Here is a 17,034-nt window from a genome sequence, read left to right as displayed (position 1 = left end):
CTTTCTTCAGGCGGGGGGCGTCGACTTCTGGATGAGGTCGGGGCCCCTTCGCCGTGGAGCCCCCTCCCATGTCCGGTGAACTGATTGTCTTGCGTCTGCTGCATGTGGTTGGTGGCGTCGTGTGGGTTGGCGGCGTCGTCCTGATGCATTTCGTCCTGCTCCCGTCGGTCGCTCAGGCCGGCCCAGCCGCAGGTCCGGTGATGGCCGCCATCCCGCAACAGCGGCTGTTCCGGTGGCTCCCCGCGATCGCCGTGATCACCATGCTGGCCGGGATCCGGCTGCTCTGGGTGGCCTCTGCGGGCTTTGCGAAGGAATACTTCCTCACCTGGACTGGCCACACGTACTCGGTCGGGGCGCTGTTGGCGATCGTCGGCTTCCTGATCGCCATGCTCGTGAGTCGGCCGAGCGCCATGCGCGCCGGGCAACTGATGGGGCAGCTGGCTGGCGCGGGCGATGACGCCACGCGGGCCCAATTGCAGGCCGAGGTCGCCAGGCTCCGGGGGCGGGCCGGTCGGTTCGGCGGCCTCTCCACCATCCTGTTGTTGACGGCGACTGCGGCGATGGCCATTGCCCGGTACCTCTAGGATGCCAGCAGCTTCCCCAGACGTTAGATTCGGGGGCTTTCCGCCCCCAACCCCGTCACCAGGTGTCTCGATGCGATCGCATTGCCTTCGTGCGTTCCTCATGTTGTCCGCCGTGGCCATTCCGCTCCACGCCCAGGTCCAGAAGAAGGCGCTGACCCAGGCCGACTGGGATCGTTGGGAGTCGATCGGTGCGCCGACGCTCTCCAACGACGGTCGCTGGGCCGCCTACACCATTCGTCCGCAGGTGGGCGACGGCCGCTATGTCGTCCGTGCCACCACCGGCAACACGGAATACACCATTCCGCTCGGCTACATCGCGCGGGCCAACAACAGCGTCCCCGCGCGCGGCGCGGCGGGCGGTGGGGCGCCGGCTGCCGGTGGCGCCGCGGGGGGAAGCGGGCAGCTGACCCCGGATGGGCGGTTCGCGATCGCGACCACGCAAGCGACCAAGGCCGAGGTGGACCGCATCGCCAAGGCGGTCGCGGCGCTCAAGAATGCTCCGCGGCCAGCCGCGGTACCGGCCGGGGCGGCGCCTGCGCCGGCCGCCGCCGCGCCCGACACGGTGACTCCGAAGGGGGCGCTGGTCATCCTCGATCTTCGGACCGGGGTTCAGACGGCGATTGTCGGGGCACGCGGCCCCCGGTTGGCGAGGGAGAGCAGCAACTGGATGATCTACACGCCGGACTCGGTGCGCGTCCCCGGTGACTCGTCGGCGGCGAATGGTCGCGGCGCGGCCGGTGCCGCCGGTGGGCGTGGCGCTGGTGGCCGCGGTGCCGCGGGCGGGGCAGGGGCTGCCGCGTCGACGGGGCCGCGCCGGACGTACGGCTCCACGATCACGCTGCGGAACATGGTGACCGGCGCCGAGGAGAAGATGACCTACGTCGCCTCGTCGACCTTTGACGACAGCGCCAAGGTGCTGGTCTACACCATCGCCTCGCGGGACTCGACGCAGGACGGGATCTTCATCCGCAACCTCGCGACCGGGACCACCACCACGGTGATGAAGGCGCCGGGCAATTATCGCGGCTTCAACTTCGACCGGGCCCAGCAGCAGTTCGTCTTCACGACCGATGCCGGTGCCGAGTTCGGCAAGCCGGAGGCCGTGGGCACGATCTACCATGGCACGCTCAAGAGCGGCACGGCGACCGCGCTGATCACGCCGGCGATGGTGCCGACCGGACTCCGCATTCCGGCGACCACGACCGCCACCTTCAGTCGCAACGGGACGGCACTGCAGTTCACCATGTCGCCGCCCGCTCCCGATACCATCCCGGCCGACTCGTTGAACGGCAAGGCGCGCTTTGACCTGTGGCACTGGAAGGATCCGCAGTTGCAGCCCGCACAGCTCCTGAGCGCCGGGCGTGATCGGACCAAGAGCTATCAGACGATCTTCCATCTCGGCCCGGCGCCGAAGGCGACACGCACCGTCAAGGGTCGCGACACGATGATGACCCTCGTCGGCGACAAGCGGCTCGTCAAGCTCGCCGATGACACCGTCAGCGGCGTGCAGCTCTCCGACGATGCCAAGGTCGGCGTCGCGACGAGCTCGGTGCGCTACGACATCGAGAAGATGTGGGGCGCGGGCGGCAACGACATCTATGTGGTCGATCCGATCACCGGCATCCGCAAGCAGATCGCCACCCAGGTGCAGACGGGTGGGCAGCTCTCGCCTGATGCGAAGTACGCCTATTACTTCGATCGTGGGAACTGGTATGCCTATCAGCTTGCCACCAACACGCTCCTCAACGTCACGGCCCAGGTGAAGGGCGTCCGCTTCGGTCAGGAGACCTGGAGCACGCCGGACGAGCCAGCGGCCTGGGGCGTGGCCGGCTGGACCAAGGGCGACAAGTCGGTCCTCGTGTACGACCGCTTCGACGTCTGGGAACTCGATCCGACCGGCGCGAAGGCCCCGGTCATGGTGACCGACTCGGTCGGCCGTCGCGAACGGACGGCCTTCCGGATCGTCGACCTGAATCGTGATCGCGAAGAGGATCGCTTCATCGACCCGAGCAAGCCGCTGTACTTCCGCGCCTTCTCCGAGGCCACCAAGGGCAGCGGCTATTACCGCGACCGGCTCGACGTGAAGGGCGCGCCGGAGAAGATCGTCTTTGGCGACTATGCCTATGGCGCGCCGACCAAGGCGAAGGCGGCCGACGTCTACCTCATGACGCGCGGCACCTTCGTCGAATTCCCGAACCTCTGGGTTGGACCGTCGCTCACGCAGGTGACCAAGATCACCGACGTGAATCCGTGGCAGAAGGAGTACAACTGGGGGACGGCCGAACTCGTGAGCTGGCTGAGCGAGGACGGCGTGCCGCTGCAGGGCATCCTGTACAAGCCGGAGAACTTCGATCCCTCGAAGAAGTACCCGCTCATCGCGTACAACTACGAGGATCTCTCCGACGGGCTCTTCAGCTATGTCCCGCCGACCGGCCGGAACATCATCAACGCGACCCACTACGCCTCGAACGGCTACCTCGTCTTCATGCCGGACATCCACTACGAGGAAGGCCACCCGGGCGAGAGCGCCCGCAAGTCGATCGTGCCCGGCGTGCAGATGCTGCTGGCCCGTGGGTACGTCGATCCCAAGGGCCTTGGCATCCAGGGACAGTCGTGGGGCGGCTACCAGGCGGCCTACATCGTCACGCAGACGTCGCTGTTCTCGGCCGCGATGGCCGGTGCCCCCGTCGCCAACATGACGTCGGCCTACGGCGGCATCCGGTGGGGCAGTGGCCTGGCGCGCGCCTTCCAGTACGAGAAGGGGCAGAGCCGCATCGGCAAGTCGCTGTGGGAGGCGCAGGATCTCTACCTCGAGAACTCGCCGCTCTTCCACCTGCAGCGCGTGACGACGCCGCTCTTCATCATGCACAACGACCAGGACGACGCGGTGCCCTGGTGGCAGGGGATCGAGTTGTTCGTCGGCCTCCGCCGGTTGAACAAGGAGGTGTACCTCATCAACTACAACGGTGACGTGCACAACCCGGCGTCGCGCGCCAATCAGAAGGACATGGCCATGCGGATGCAGCAGTTCTTCGACACCAAGCTCAAGGGCGCAGCCGCCCCGGAGTGGATGGTCAAGGGCATCCCGGCCGTCAACAAGGGTCGCGATCAGGTCACCTACACGACCCCCGTGCCGCCCGCCAAGCCGTAACGGCCTCGGCACGACGTACCAACGCAACGGGGCGACGCATCACGCGTCGCCCCGTTGTGTTTTCGCGTGCGACGCGAGCGACTAGGCGCCGCGCTTCGCGATCAATGCCACACGCGATCGGTCCGACACCACCACGCCACCGGGCTTCTCGACCGTCACCACAAACAGCGTCGCCTTCGTGACCCGGATGGCCGGGTCGATCGGCACCAGCGCCTCCGCAGTGCCGGCGGCCACATTGAAGACGCCGCCGTCCACGGGATAGCGTTCATCGCCCGACGCATCGAAGATCCAGAGCTGGTACTGCTCCTTGGTCGGGTCGTTGGCGGCGAGCTGGTGGAATCGCATCACGCCGGTCTGTGCGGAATCGCTCCACACCACGTCGCCGTGCGCGCTGTCGGCCGCCTCGTCGGGGCCACGCGTCCAGGAGAGTTCGCCGGCGGTCGGCAAGAGCGTTGCCCGCAAGGCAGCCACACTCGGCCCGGTGATCACGGTGGGCCCCGGACTGCGGCCGACCATGGCCCAGAGGGCGATCGCGGCGGCGGCGGCCCACCCGGTCCACCATGGCACGCCCGTCGTGCGCCGCGCCCCGAGATCGATCACTGGGGAGACATCCGCCTCGCCCCGGCTGATGAGGGTGGCGGTCAGCTCGCGCGAGAGGGGAGATTCTTCGCCCGCCACCAGCGCGGCCGCAAGCTCCGCCTCGATCAGCTCCTCGTCGGAGGGGCGTTGCATGTCGGTCATCGAGCACCCCCTTCGTTGGACTGGCCCACACCCATCAACGCCCGGGCCCGCAGCAGGCCACGACGCACGTGCGACTTGACCGTGCCGAGGGGCGTGTCGGTCTCAAGCGCCACCTCCTCATGCGTCTTTCCTTCGAGCAGGGTCATCTCCAGCATCCGTCGTTGCATCGGCGTCAACTCGGCGAGCACGCGGCGCGCCGCATCGCCGTGCTCCAGCACCTCCGCCGCTCCGGTCGTCTCGGCGGCCGGATCGAAATCTTCGGGGAAGGCGACCATCACCGGGGCGCGTCCGCGCTTCCGAGCCCGATCAATCAGTCGGCGCCTCGCGATCATTGCCACGAAGCCCCGCGGGGAACACTTGGCTGGGTCGTATCGACCGGCGCTCTTCCACAGGTCGATGAAGATCTCCTGCACCGCATCCTCGGCATCAGCGGGATCGTGGTTCCAGCGCTTCGCCAGCGCCTGCACCAGCCCGCCGAAGGTCTGGACGCAGTCGGCCACCGCACGCTGGTCGCCGCGAGCGATGCGGCCGAAGAGTTCGGCAGCGTCGAGGTCACCCATCATCACGCCGGGAGTGAGGAGCATTCCTGTCATCTCCCCTCGGTTCGCTCCACGTCGTCCGTTGGATGCAGTCGGCTGGATTCATGGCCGGCCGTCGTCGCCGAAGGGGTCTCCCGGCGGGGCGCGCAGGGCCGGGGAGGGTGTCGGCAGTTCGCGACGTTCGCGCCACCGGGTGATGTCCGCGGAGATCGCGGCCCAATGGGCCCGCGCCGTGACCACCCCAACCACGGACCGCGCCTTCGCGTCGGTCCCGAGCGCGGCCAGCTTCAATTCCACGACATCACGGACTTCCTGGGCAGCGTCCCGGTCAGCCGCGAGGGTCAGCATCCGATCCACGACGGCCCGCTGGGTAACACGGCGCAAGGCAGCTTCGGTTGGCGTGGTCGCAGCACCGCGCCAGGTGGCCGCCACGAGGCGGTCGATCACTTCCTCGAACGTGAGCTGGCCCGAGTGGCGCACCGCCCCGATCACCAGGCGCGCGGCACGCTCCCGCTGCAACAAGCCGTCGACGGTGAACTGGGCCAGCGTGCGCGCAGCGCTCAGCGCATCGAAGCCCGGGCGACTGCGGGTCGCAAAGAGCTCCACCGATTCGGGGTAGCCGCCGGGCCGAGGGGCCATCAGCGTCTGAATGGAATCGGGGATCGCCAATTCGGACGGCTCGAGGGTGGTGAGCAACTGGGCGAGGGCCGCGCGTTGACGGTCGGCCGAGATCATCCGCGTCGCCTGCTGCCCATCGCCCTTTACGGCGTAGGCATACTCCATCCCACCGACGGTCTTCACCAGCGAGTTGATTGCGAAGCGATGCCAGAAGTAGAGCGGCACGAAGCGCTCCTGCAGCGTCGCGATCGGCTCACCGTCGCGGATGTTGCGGAGGCCGAAGTGCGCGATGCCCCAACGCCGCACCTCCATCTGGTGCCTCAGGAACTCCTCTGCGGTCGCCGCATCATCCCAGAGATTGGTGCGGGGGTCACTCGCCGATTCGGGGCGGGCGTCGTTGTCGGAGAGGAAGCGATAGCCCTTCCGCAGGCCGTCGGCGACAATCGCGCGCAACGAGTCCGCCTCCACCGCTGCGGGCCAGATGCCGTAGCCCCAGCGGATCGCCCAGACGTCGTACTCGCCGGGGCCCACGTCATAGGCGGCCGAGATATCGGGCCGGCCATTGGTCATCCGGATTCGCGGGGCAGGGTAGTCCATCACCGAACCACGATCGTAGGTCGAAGCGATGTAGTTGTGGGCCAGGCCCAGCGTGTGACCGATCTCGTGCGCCGTGACCTGGCGGACGCGGGCCAGCACGAAGGCGGTGTCGGCCGAGGCGGCGTCGGCGCCGAAGAAGGCCGCGTAAAGGTTGTAGTCGGTGCGCGCACGGTGCGAGTCCATCCGCGCCATTCCCTTGAGCAGCTCGCCGGTGCGCGGATCGCCAACGGCACCGCCAATGCTCCAGCCGCGTTCGTTGCGATTCTCCCACTGCACCACGTTGTACCGCGCATCCATCGGATCGGCACCCGCGGGGAGGTACGCAACGCGGAAGGCGCCGGGCAATCCGGCCCGTGCGAACGCCTCCTCCCACCACTTGGCACCTTCGAACGTCGCGGTGCGGACGGGCTCGGGAATGCCGGGGTCGATGTAGTAGACGATCGGATTGAGGATCGGCGACCCGGGGTTCGCCGGGTCCTGACGCTGCAGCCGGTGCCGCGCGATCCAGCGCTGCGTGAGATCGCCCTGGATCGGCTCGAAGTAGTCCTTGAATCCGGTGGCGCCGTAGCCGACTCGCGGATCGTACAGACGGGGGACGTAGCGAGCATCTGGGAGGGCGAGCAGCGTCAGGTGTTGACGCAGCGTGAATGCCCGGCCATCGGGAACGATGGACTCCACCGTGCGGCCCGGAATGCCACTCGTCGCAAAGGTGAGCGACACGTCGATTTCACTGTTGCCCGGGAAGCCCGCGGTGAAATTGCGATTGACGCCGGAGCGGTCGCGCGCAACGGCGTAACTCCCCTCCTGGCTTCGCTGCAGCGTCGAGGCGACTTCCATCCAGTCACGATGCACGAAGTCCGTCGCATCGACGAGCACGCGGTCGCCCTCGGCGCCGATGATCGGCAACGCACCGGAGATGCTCGACGGAAACGCCTCATCGACCGTGCGACGATGGAGCGAGTCCCCTCGCGTGCGATAGCTCCAGTTCTCGAAGATGACCCGCACCACGTTGCCGGCCGTTTCGAAGCGGGTGACGTAGGACGGGCCGTTGGCCCCGCGATCCAGTCCGATCGGATTGGAGCCGAGCCCGGTCGCGAGCTCGGCGACGAAGAGCGCCCGAAGGCCGCCCTTGGGCAGCTCGAGGGCGAGGGTCCCCTTCGATTCGTCGAGATACATGGTGACGAAGCCGGGGAGACGGCTCCAACCGGCGGTCTTGCTGGCGATGGTTGGCAGCGGGGCGGGGGCCGCGGTCTGCTGGGCCGTCAGCCCGCCATTCGGGAGCACCGCTAAGAGGAGGGTGGCGGCGGCAGCCGGCATCCCCCAGTAGCGGCGGAGATTGGCAATGATCACGGGCAGGCCCCGGAAGACGCAGAAGGTGAGTGCCACCCAGGCCAGCCAGCGACCGCCCTGCAACAGGGTCGGGGCGTACCCGGCCAGCCTGTCTGAGGCGGGGTACCCCGCGAGCGCTTGGGCCAGGGTGAGCAGGGTAAAGGTGACGATCTTGCTGATCGAGTACCCGGTCCGCATGAAGGGGGATCCGACCATGAACTTGCCAAGCTTCGACTTGTGCTGGTCGAAGGGGGCCACCCCTTGGGCGATCCCGATACTCCGGAAGGCGTCCGTGAGGGTGGTCCGGGCGATCACCACGAGCGGGATGACCACCGAAATCAGCCCGAGATCGGCAAAGACGGCCCAGAGCACCAATTCATAGGTGCGATCGGCCGCGATGTCGAGCACCGAGCCAAACATGGTGGTTTGGCCGCTCTTCCGTGCCACCATCCCGTCCACCGTGTCCAGGCCGAGCCCCACCAGCAGGAGGGCGACCCCCGCCAGCCGGAGGGCTGGTGAGCCGAAATAGAGTATCAGGACGTTGGCGAGGAGGAGGGGGAAGCGGGACAGCGTGATATAGTTGGCCAGCAAGCGGTGCTCCGGTCGGGGCTGGGAGGAATGGACACCCTGCAGGGCGGTGGAGACAAGGGACGGGGTCGGGATCTGGCGTCCACCACGCCATTGTGCCATCTTTGGAGGCTGTATCGGCCATTTCTGGCCAGTGGCGGGGCTTCTTACACGACAGGTCGCATGGCTACTTCTACCGACGACACCTCGACGACGACCCCGGATGCCGTGCCGCACTACGCGGACGGCTCCTTCCTGACTCCCCAGCGCATCAAGGTGCTCGGCATCGCCGGTGCGGCGGTCCTGGTGGTGGCGCTCGGGATCTGGTTCGCCATCACGGCGGGCAAGCGCAAGGAGGCCTTCGCGGCCCAGGCCCTCGAGTCGGCGCGGATCACGGCCGAGCAGGGGAACCTGCCGGAAGCGGTGTCCCAGTTCGAGAAGGTCGTCACGACCTACTCCGGCACCTCCGCAGCCTACAGTGCCTCGCTCGGCGTCGCGCAGGCCCGACTGGTGAGCGGGCAGACCGAGCTGGCGATCGCCTCGCTGCTCGACTTCCTCAAGACCAATCCGCCGGCGCTCTACGCGTCGCCGGCCAACGGCCTGCTGGGCAGTGGCTACGAGAACACCGGGAAGTACGCCGAGGCTGCCGCGGCCTACCGCAAGGCGGCCGATGAAGCGACCTCGGATTACCTCAAGGCGTCGGCGCTCCTGGACGCTGGCCGTGCCTTCCGCCTGTCCAAGAACAAGGACGAGGCGATGAAGTGCTACCGCGAAATTCTCGACAAGTACGCCGAGACGGCCGCGAAGACCGAGGCCGAGGTTCGGCTGGCGGAGATGACGATCGGTCAGGGCTGAGACGCTGCGCTGAACGCGGCAGGCCTCGACGGAAACGAAACGCGGCGCCCAGTGGGCGCCGCGTTCTGTTTCCAGTCTGGCGGTGAATCACTTCGGGAAGTTGACCCTGCGAATCGTGAAGGTACCGATGCCGAGGTCGTCCTCGGTGCGAAACACGACGCGATCATCGCCGAAGGCGAGCGGAGCCGCGCCCTTCGCTTCGACCAGCCGGCCGAGGATGCGCCCGTCCTTCGCGAAGGCAGTGGCCGCCCACCCGTCGGCGCCCGGAATCGGATAGTCCACCACCCAGAGCGTCCCGTTCGGGGTCACCTGCGTCCGCTCGAACAGTGGCAGCGAGTCGGCGTGCTCATTGGCCAGCATGTTCTTGCGCATTTCTGCGGTGTCGGGGCCGGCCCCTCCGCCACCGATGGCGCGCGTGGAGCCGACGCTCATCGTCGATGCCCGCCCGCTGCTCGCGCCGGTGAACTGCGCGATCATTTCCGATGCGTTGTCGTTCAGGAGCTTCTCGGTCACCGCCTGACGCGCCTGCGCGACCACGAGCACCTGCTGCAGTCCTCCCGTGGTGTCCCGAAACTCCATCCGGAAGTGGTTCGGGTCAGCCACGACATACCGGCCACCCCACGCAAAGGCCGTCGGGAATGCCTCGAACGTCTTCATCCGAATCGCCATCCCGACCATCATCATTCCGCCGGTTCCCTCCACGACGCGCGGTGCCTCTGGCGGCTTCTCCGCTGGCCCGGTGGTGAAGGCGCGCCGTGACGCATCGGCCGCCGGATTGAAGAGCACGCCCTTGATGCCGGCCGGGGTCCCTGCGGCCGCATCGGCACCCGAGGTGATGTTCAGGCCGTAGAGGAGGAGCCTGCCGTTCGCCTCGCCAATCAGGACGTTGCCGCCGTCCGCCATTGCCTTGGCCAGCGGATACTCGGCACCCAATCCGCTGACCGGATCGACCACCGTGGCGCGAGCGTTGGCGTAGTCCTGCACCAGCACCGTGGTGCCACCGGCTGGCACGATGTTGCCGATCGCGGTGAATTCACCAGGGCCGGCACCCGGCCGTCCGAACTCCTTGCGGCTCATGCCGTCGGCCCCGAAGACGACGATCACCTGGCGCTGTTGATCACGACCGACCAGTCGACCGTCGGCGAGGAAAAGGGCCGGGGCGATGGTGGAGATGTCGGCCGCGGCGTCTTCCGCCGATCCCTTGATCTCGGCGAGCGCCGCACTGTCCAGAGTGAGTCGAGGGGCGCGGCCAAAGGGATCGCCCTCGTGCCGCAGCATGACGATGCCGGCCGAGTCGGACTTGGTCGGCTCGAGGCTCGCGGTCGTGGTCGGTGCGTCGGCGCTGCCAGCACAGGCAGCAACCAGAACCAGGCAGGAGAGGGACCAGGGCTTCACGTAGACTCCAGGCACGGTGCGCGATGGGTGAGGGGCAGGGCGGACCAGTCATTGCATCTTGGATGCGCAATCTACCCCGATTGATTCTGTCCCGACCGGAGCGGAACGGCCCCACCGGGGTACCATTCCGGATGCGCCGCGCCGTCCGCCTCGTTGTCCTCGTCATGCCGCTGCTGCTCAGCTTTGCCCGGGATCGGCGGCGCTGGCTGGTCGGTGGGCAGGGTGCCCTGCGGTCGCCGGCGTTTCATGCGGCGCGGGCGGAGCGCCTCGCGGCCACGATCGCCCGCATCGGGCCGACCTTCGTCAAGCTGACGCAGCTCTTTGCTGGTCGCGCGGACCTGATTCCGTCGCCCTATGTGGAGGCCATCAGCACCCTCACCGACCGTGTCCCGCCGGTCGAGTGGCCGGCGATCGAGGCAGTGCTCCGAGCCAGCTACGGGCGCGCACCGGAGGAGCTCTTCGACACCATCGACCCGATGCCGCTGGCCGCGGCCTCTCTCGGACAGGTGCACCGCGCCACCGTCGGCGGCCGGGACGTCGTGATCAAGGTGCTCCGCCCTGGCGTCGAGGCGACGATCGCCGCCGACCTGCGGATTGCCCGTTGGGTGCTGCGGCAGGTGGCTCCGCGGTTGCGCCCGCCCCATGTGACGGGGCTCGGCAGCGTCCTCGACGAGTTCGAGCGCCGCGTGGCCGAGGAGATGGACTTCCGGCAGGAGGCGCGCTTTGCGACGACGATCCGTGGCAACTTCGCGCACAACCCGTCGGTTCGCATTCCGGAGGTCTTCGCCGAGTTCACTCGGCAGCGCACCCTGGTGCTGGAGTACATCGAGGGGAAGCGCATCGACCGCCTGGATGGTGCCGTCACCGAGGGCCGCTTGGCGCCCGAGCAGGCGCTGCGGACGGTCATGGAGCTCTACGTCCAGATGATGCTGGTCGACGGACTCTTCCACGCCGATCCGCATCCGGGGAATATCCTCGTCGATGAGGCGGGTCGCGTGGTGCTCCTCGATTTTGGCATGGTCGTCGAGGTCCCACCGGCGACTCGGCGTGCCCTCGTGGGCACGGTCTTCTCCGCTATCGCGAAGGACGTGGATGGTGTGGTCGACGGCTTTCATGATCTCGGACTGATCGAGGAAGGGGCCTCACGGGAGTTGATCGCCACCCTCGCGCGCGAGCTGATCACGCTCGCGGGCATGCGCACCACGGCAGAGGAACGGATCGGCCGGGTGACGCGCCTCGCGGATGAAGTGGTCGAGACGTTGTATGACTTTCCGGTCCAGCTCCCGCCGGCAATGGTGTACTTCGCCCGGACGGCGGCGTTGATCGAGGGGTTGGGCGTGCGCTACGACCCGCGCTTCAACGCGGTCGACTTTGCCACGCCGATCGCGCTGCGCTTCCGGGGATCGATCCTCCGGTCGCTGGGCGAGTCGGTGCGCATTCCGGCGGACGTGCCGGGGGCGATCGGCGCGATGGCTGGCTACGCCGTGCGATGGGCGACGCAGGTCGCACGCCTGGTGCTGCCCGTCGGCGGCTAGCGACCGACAGAAATCCGCTATCTTTGGCGCTTCCCCCAGACAGGCTCCGTCCATGCTCGGCTTCCTCCTGCTTGCGGCGTTCCAGCAAGGGCAGACCCCGGCCCCGGCCCAAGGGTTGCCCCCCTCCCCGATTGCCAAGATCGAAATCACTCCGGCGCAGCCGTCGATGACGGCGCGAGATACGATGCGGTTGAGGGCCCGGGCCCTCGACGCAGCCGGGAGGAGGTGCCCAACGTGACCGTGCGCTTCGTGCTCGCCTCCGGGGCGCGCTTCGAGGGGCGCGTCACGACGGATGGTCTCGTGAGCTCCGGCGCCACCGGTCGCCTGCCGATCTCGGTGATCGCGTCGGTGCCTGGGACGGCACCGGTGACCGAGCGGATCGAGGTGCCGATGCTCCCCGGCGCACCGGCGCGAGTGGTGATCGACAAGGCGCCGAATCGCTTGGCCATCGGGCAGCGCGTCGGCCTCACCGCCACGGCGTTCTCGAAGGACAACGACCCGCGGGCCGGCGATCGGATGCGCTGGACCAGCCTCAACCCCGCCGTGGCGCGGGTCAACGAGGCCGGCGTCGTGACGGCGGTCGGCCCAGGGAAGGCGGTGATTCGGGCTGGGACCGCCCTCTCCCGAGATGCGGGCAACAATTCGGTGAACAGCTGGATTGCCACCGCGGAGTTCCCGATCGAGGTGGTGCGGGCCCCGATCGGCAGCATCTCGGTGACCCCGGGTACCGTCGACGCGAAGACCGGTGACGTCCTGCACTTCGGCGTCGACGTGCGCAGCACGGGTGGCGCATCCATCGCGGGGCTCACCCCGACCTGGTCGATGTCGCCAGGACAGGGGACCATCACGACGGATGGGGCGTTCGTCGGGTATGAGGCCGGGACCTACACGATTGTCGCCAACCTGGGTGAGCGGAGTGCGGTCGCCACCGTCCGCCTCACGCCGCGCGACGTGCGCCGACAGGCAGAGGTGGTCGGGAGGCTCCCGCGCACGCTCTTCACGACGGAAGAAGTCTGGCTCCACCCGAACGGCAAGAACCTCTACCTCGGCACCGGCGGGGGCGGCGATCGGATGTACGCCATCGACGTCAGTGCACCGGGGGCGCCAGTCGTGACGGACTCGCTCGTCTCGAACACTCGTCGCGTCAACGACATCATGACAACGCCAGACGGCAAGTTCATGGTGCACACGCGGGAAGGGGCGTCGGACCGGAAGAACGGCATCGTGATCGCGTCGCTCGAGGACCCGGCGCACCCCAAGGTCATCGCCGAGTTCACCGAGGGCGTGACGGCCGGCGTCCACTCGGCGTTCATCTTCCAGCAGCCGAAGCACGGCACGCACGTCTACATCACCAACGACGGCACCGGCGCACTGCACGTCATCGACATCAACGACCCGTACCATCCGAAGCAGGTCGCCGAGTATCGCTTTCCGGGGCCGATGGCCGGGAACTCGCTGCACGACCTCGACATCCAGGATGGCCTGGCCTATTTGTCGAACTGGAACAACGGTCTCGTCATCCTTGACGTCGGCAACGGCATGAAGGGCGGCTCCCCGACGAAGCCGGTGCTGGTGAGCCAGTACAAGTACGACCTCAACGCGATGTATCGCGATGTCGAGGCGAGCGGCGGCCCGGGCTTCATCCGCGGGACGCACACGGCCTGGCGCCACAAGAACTACGTCTTCATCGCCGACGAAGTCTTCCCGGCGAGCCAGGTCGCGGGCGCGAAGGATGCGTCCGCCGGTCGCGCCTACGGGCGGTTGCAGGTGATTGACGTGTCCAACATCGAACAGCCGAAGTCGGTGGCCTGGTACGAGCCGGAGTATGGCGGCGTGCACAACGTCTGGGTCGCTGGTGACACGCTCTACATGGGTGCGTACAACGCCGGCTTCCGCGCCTTCGACATTTCGGGTGAACTGATGGGCGACCTGCGGGCACAGCAGCGCGAGATGGTGCACGTCAACACGGCCGACATGGAGGGGACCGTCGGCGGCCGGAACACCGCGATGACGTGGGGTGTGGTGGTGCGCGACGGGCTCGCGTACGTCAACGACGACAACAACGGCCTGTGGATCATCCGGATGAAGCCGAAGCAACCACCCACCGTCCTCGTCCCATGACTCGGTGGGGATGGACGGTGGGGGCGGGGTTGGCGCTGGGGTGTGCGGCCGCACCGCCCGCTCCCGCGCCGGCACCCGTGACTCCGGCCGCACCAGCGCGGGACTACCTCGTGCTGATTGCCGCGGAAGCGACGGACCAGATCACCCTCGCGCGTTTCGGGGCGGGGGCGCCGAAGGTGGAGCGTGTCCAGCTCACCGGACTCAATCCCAACGAGCCCGATGGGCCGCATGGGCTCGCGGTGGCCCCCGGCGGGGCGACGTTCTTCGTGACCACCGCGCACGGGACACCGTTCGGCTCGCTCTGGAAGTACAACACCGCCACGGGCGCGCAGCTCGGCCGCGTCGAGCTCGGTTCGTTTCCCGCGTCGATGCAGGTCACGCCCGACGGCCACTATGTCTTCGTCGTCAACTTCAATTTGCACGGCGACATGGTGCCGTCGTCCGTCTCGATCGTTGCCGCGGACCAGATGCTCGAGGTCGCCCGAGTCGAGACCTGCACGATGCCCCACGGCTCGCGCCTCAATGCGGCAGGAACCCGACAGTACTCGACCTGCATGATGGACGAAGCACTGGTCGAGATCGACGCGACCAGCTTCACCGTCGCACGCCACTTCATCCTCACCAAGGGTGGTGAGCATGGCATGGCGGGCACCCCGGCTGCCCACGCGATGGGCGCGCCCGCCGCGGGAAAGTGCTCGCCAACGTGGGCCCAGCCCTCGCCGGACGGCAGGCACGTCTTCGTGGCCTGCAACGCATCCAATGAGATTGTCGACGTGGACGTGGTGTCATGGACGCTGGCGCGCCGGATCCCGGCGGGCACGGGCGTCTACAACCTGGCCTTAACGCACGACGGCACACGGCTGATCGCCACCAACAAGCGGGCGCAGTCGGTGTCGATCATCGACGTCGCGAGCGGCCGTGAGCTGGCGCGGATTCCCACCACGCGTCGCTTCCCCCACGGGGCCGTGGTCAGCGACGATGACCGCTATGCCTTCATCTCGGTCGAGGGGTACGGCAGCGAGCCGGGGACACTCGAGATGATCGACCTGCGGCGCCTGGAGCGCGTGGCCGCGCTCGACGTCGGCCAGATGGCCGGCGGGATCGACTTCTGGCGGAGCGAGGCGCGCCGGTAGCTAGCGACCGGCCGCGCGGCGAATCCCCGTAATCACGATGGCCGGGGTCAGGTTCTGGTCCGTGTGGGGCGCCTGCTGGATCATGCGCACGACGTCCATGCCCGCCGTCACCTTCCCGAACGCCGCGAAGCCCTGACCATCGAGATTGCGATGGCCGCCCTCGTCGAGGGAAGGTTGCGCACCGATCGTGATGAAGAAGGCGGAGGTGGCGCTGTTCGGGCCGCTCCGTGCCATCGAGAGCACCCCATCCCCGTGCCGCAGTCCAGTGACGCTGGTCCGCTCGAGCGGAATCGGCGCGAAGCCGGAGTCCGGCTGCGTCCGGCGTGCTCGGCCCTGGATGACTTCAATTTTCACCGAATCGCGCGGCTGGTTCTCGGGCGTCACCGTCCGATGGAAGGCGCCACCGGTGAACAACCCCGCGTCGACATAGCGCAGGAAGTTCGTCACGGTGACCGGTGCCTTCGCGCTGTCGAGGACCGCGCGGATCTCGCCGCTGCTGGTCCCGATGATGATCGCGACCTGACCGCGCTGCCCCTGGGCCGATGCGGGGAGCAGGAGTACGAGGGCGGTCGCGAGGGTGCGAGCGGATGTCATCGCCCCACTCCGGTCAGCGCGGTGAGAATGAGGAGCGCGAGCTGCGGGCCCTTGTACGCATCGGCGGTGTCCTGATACCACTCCGCGGTGCCATGGGCACCGCCGCCGGCTCCACCACCGCTGATGGTGATGGCCGGGATGCCGAGGGAGATCGGAATGTTGGCATCGGTGCTCGCCGCGCTGGTGCGTGGGGTCCAGGCGAGGCCGTCGTCGAGAAGTTTCGCGGCGGCCATGGCCGTGCGGACGATGTAGGCATCGTCGCGCTGGCCGCCGGTCGGGCGAATGCCGATGGTGTCGACCTTGACCGTGATCGGCGCTTTCGACGTGGGCCACCGGGCAAGCTCCTCGCGGACGGCGGTGTCCACGGCGGCACGGATGCGTCGATCCATTTCCAGCAGATTCTCGGCGGACTCGGAGCGCATGTCCACGTCCATCTGCGCCAGCGGGGTGATGGTGTTCACGCTCGTCCCCCCGCGCACCACGCCGACATTGAACGTCGTCCACGGTCCTGCCGGGACTTGCAGGTCGGCGATGCGTGCAATGGCTCGCCCCATGGCGTGCATCGGGTTGGTCATTCCGAAGGCGCCGTAGGAATGACCACCGGGCCCCTCGAAGGAAATGGTGTACCGATGGCTCCCGACCGCTCGTGAGGCGATCCCCGCGCCACCACCACCGTCGACCGAGACGAAGTAGTTGATGGTGCCCGGAAACTCGGTGCCAAAGAGGTGACGCATGCCGCGCAGGTTGCCCGGCCCCTCCTCGCCGACGTTGGCGACCAGATACACCCGGCCGGCGGGTGTAAGTCCGGTCTCTTTCAGCACCTTCGCCAGCGTGAGCAGCACCGCGAGGCCGCGGCAGTCATCGCCGATCCCCGGCCCGGCAATCCGGTCGCCCGTGCGCTTCGTCTTCACGTCGGTCCCTTCCGGGAAGACGGTGTCGAGGTGCGCGGCGACCATCACGGTGGGCCCGCTCCCCGTGCCGAGCTGGGTGATGACGTTGCCGACCGCATCGATCCGCGTGTCGGCGTAGCCGAGGGCGATCATCCGCCGCCTGAAGTCCTCCCCACGCGCGGCCTCCTTGAAGGGGGGCGCGGGGATCTCGCAGATGGCGATCTGTTGCTGTAGGGTCCAGGCCTGATGCTGCTGCATCGAGGCCATCGCCTTCACCACGGTCGGATGTTGGTTGGCGAGCCGGACGTCCTGGGCAGCCGCCGCAGCGGGCAGTCCGAGGATCGCGACCAGGAGGGCACGAAGGGCAGGGGAGTGAATGGGCATC

Annotated in this window: 12 protein-coding genes; 6 read left to right on the top strand and 6 right to left on the bottom strand. The window is 68.0% G+C overall.

Features of this window, described 5'->3' with window-relative positions:
• Positions 1 to 68 precede the first annotated feature (68 nt).
• A complete protein-coding gene (locus tag IPG05_10215; protein ID MBK6495463.1) occupies positions 69 to 584 on the top strand; it encodes a hypothetical protein in 516 nt (171 codons plus the stop codon).
• Between the two features lie 112 nt (positions 585 to 696).
• Complete coding sequence (locus IPG05_10210; GenBank protein MBK6495462.1) at positions 697 to 3,735, top strand: S9 family peptidase; 3,039 nt, start codon at positions 697 to 699, stop codon at positions 3,733 to 3,735.
• An 81-nt stretch (positions 3,736 to 3,816) separates the two neighbouring features.
• Here IPG05_10210 and IPG05_10205 read toward each other — a convergent pair whose 3' ends face one another.
• The 3 genes from IPG05_10205 to IPG05_10195 form a co-directional block, all read right to left on the bottom strand.
• Entirely contained in the window at positions 3,817 to 4,476 is a 660-nt protein-coding gene (locus IPG05_10205; GenBank protein ID MBK6495461.1) for an anti-sigma factor, read from the bottom strand.
• Positions 4,473 to 5,036 carry a sigma-70 family RNA polymerase sigma factor gene (locus tag IPG05_10200; protein MBK6495460.1) on the bottom strand — a complete coding sequence of 188 codons (564 nt, stop codon included), beginning with the start codon at positions 5,034 to 5,036 and terminating at the stop codon, positions 4,473 to 4,475. The genes IPG05_10205 and IPG05_10200 overlap by 4 nt, the downstream gene beginning before the upstream one ends.
• Before the next feature lie 81 nt (positions 5,037 to 5,117).
• The gene (locus tag IPG05_10195; GenBank protein ID MBK6495459.1) at positions 5,118 to 8,150 is read right to left on the bottom strand and encodes a zinc-dependent metalloprotease; all 3,033 of its coding nucleotides are present in this window, start codon (positions 8,148 to 8,150) and stop codon (positions 5,118 to 5,120) included.
• A gap of 159 nt (positions 8,151 to 8,309) precedes the next feature.
• Here IPG05_10195 and IPG05_10190 point away from each other — a divergent pair, with 159 nt between their 5' ends.
• Positions 8,310 to 8,981: a tetratricopeptide repeat protein gene (locus IPG05_10190; protein MBK6495458.1), complete on the top strand. Its 672-nt coding sequence runs from the start codon at positions 8,310 to 8,312 to the stop codon at positions 8,979 to 8,981.
• A gap of 87 nt (positions 8,982 to 9,068) precedes the next feature.
• On the opposite strand, the gene IPG05_10185 is transcribed toward IPG05_10190, so the two are convergent.
• Positions 9,069 to 10,376 (bottom strand): hypothetical protein, encoded by a 1,308-nt coding sequence (locus IPG05_10185; GenBank protein ID MBK6495457.1) that lies wholly within the window; start codon positions 10,374 to 10,376, stop codon positions 9,069 to 9,071.
• Between the two features lie 131 nt (positions 10,377 to 10,507).
• Between IPG05_10185 and IPG05_10180 the strand changes: the two genes are divergently transcribed.
• The 3 genes from IPG05_10180 (at position 10,508) to IPG05_10170 (ending at position 15,165) form a co-directional block, all read left to right on the top strand.
• Complete coding sequence (locus IPG05_10180) at positions 10,508 to 11,911, top strand: AarF/ABC1/UbiB kinase family protein (GenBank protein MBK6495456.1); 1,404 nt, start codon at positions 10,508 to 10,510, stop codon at positions 11,909 to 11,911.
• A 234-nt stretch (positions 11,912 to 12,145) separates the two neighbouring features.
• The gene (locus tag IPG05_10175) at positions 12,146 to 14,032 is read left to right on the top strand and encodes an Ig-like domain-containing protein (protein ID MBK6495455.1); all 1,887 of its coding nucleotides are present in this window, start codon (positions 12,146 to 12,148) and stop codon (positions 14,030 to 14,032) included.
• A complete protein-coding gene (locus IPG05_10170; protein ID MBK6495454.1) occupies positions 14,029 to 15,165 on the top strand; it encodes a YncE family protein in 1,137 nt (378 codons plus the stop codon). Before IPG05_10175 ends, IPG05_10170 begins: the two co-directional genes overlap by 4 nt.
• Here IPG05_10170 and IPG05_10165 read toward each other — a convergent pair whose 3' ends face one another.
• Together IPG05_10165 and IPG05_10160 are read right to left on the bottom strand one after the other, a co-directional pair.
• On the bottom strand, positions 15,166 to 15,759 hold the full coding sequence (locus tag IPG05_10165) for a peptidylprolyl isomerase (GenBank protein ID MBK6495453.1): 594 nt from the start codon (positions 15,757 to 15,759) through the stop codon (positions 15,166 to 15,168). It lies immediately after the preceding gene.
• The gene (locus IPG05_10160; GenBank protein MBK6495452.1) at positions 15,756 to 17,033 is read right to left on the bottom strand and encodes a M20/M25/M40 family metallo-hydrolase; all 1,278 of its coding nucleotides are present in this window, start codon (positions 17,031 to 17,033) and stop codon (positions 15,756 to 15,758) included. Before IPG05_10160 ends, IPG05_10165 begins: the two co-directional genes overlap by 4 nt.
• Between the last annotated feature and the right edge of the window lies 1 nt (position 17,034).

The sequence above is a fragment of the Gemmatimonadota bacterium genome, from assembly GCA_016704275.1.
GTDB lineage: Bacteria > Gemmatimonadota > Gemmatimonadetes > Gemmatimonadales > GWC2-71-9 > Palsa-1233.
This window is presented reverse-complemented; position numbering and strand designations above follow the sequence as displayed.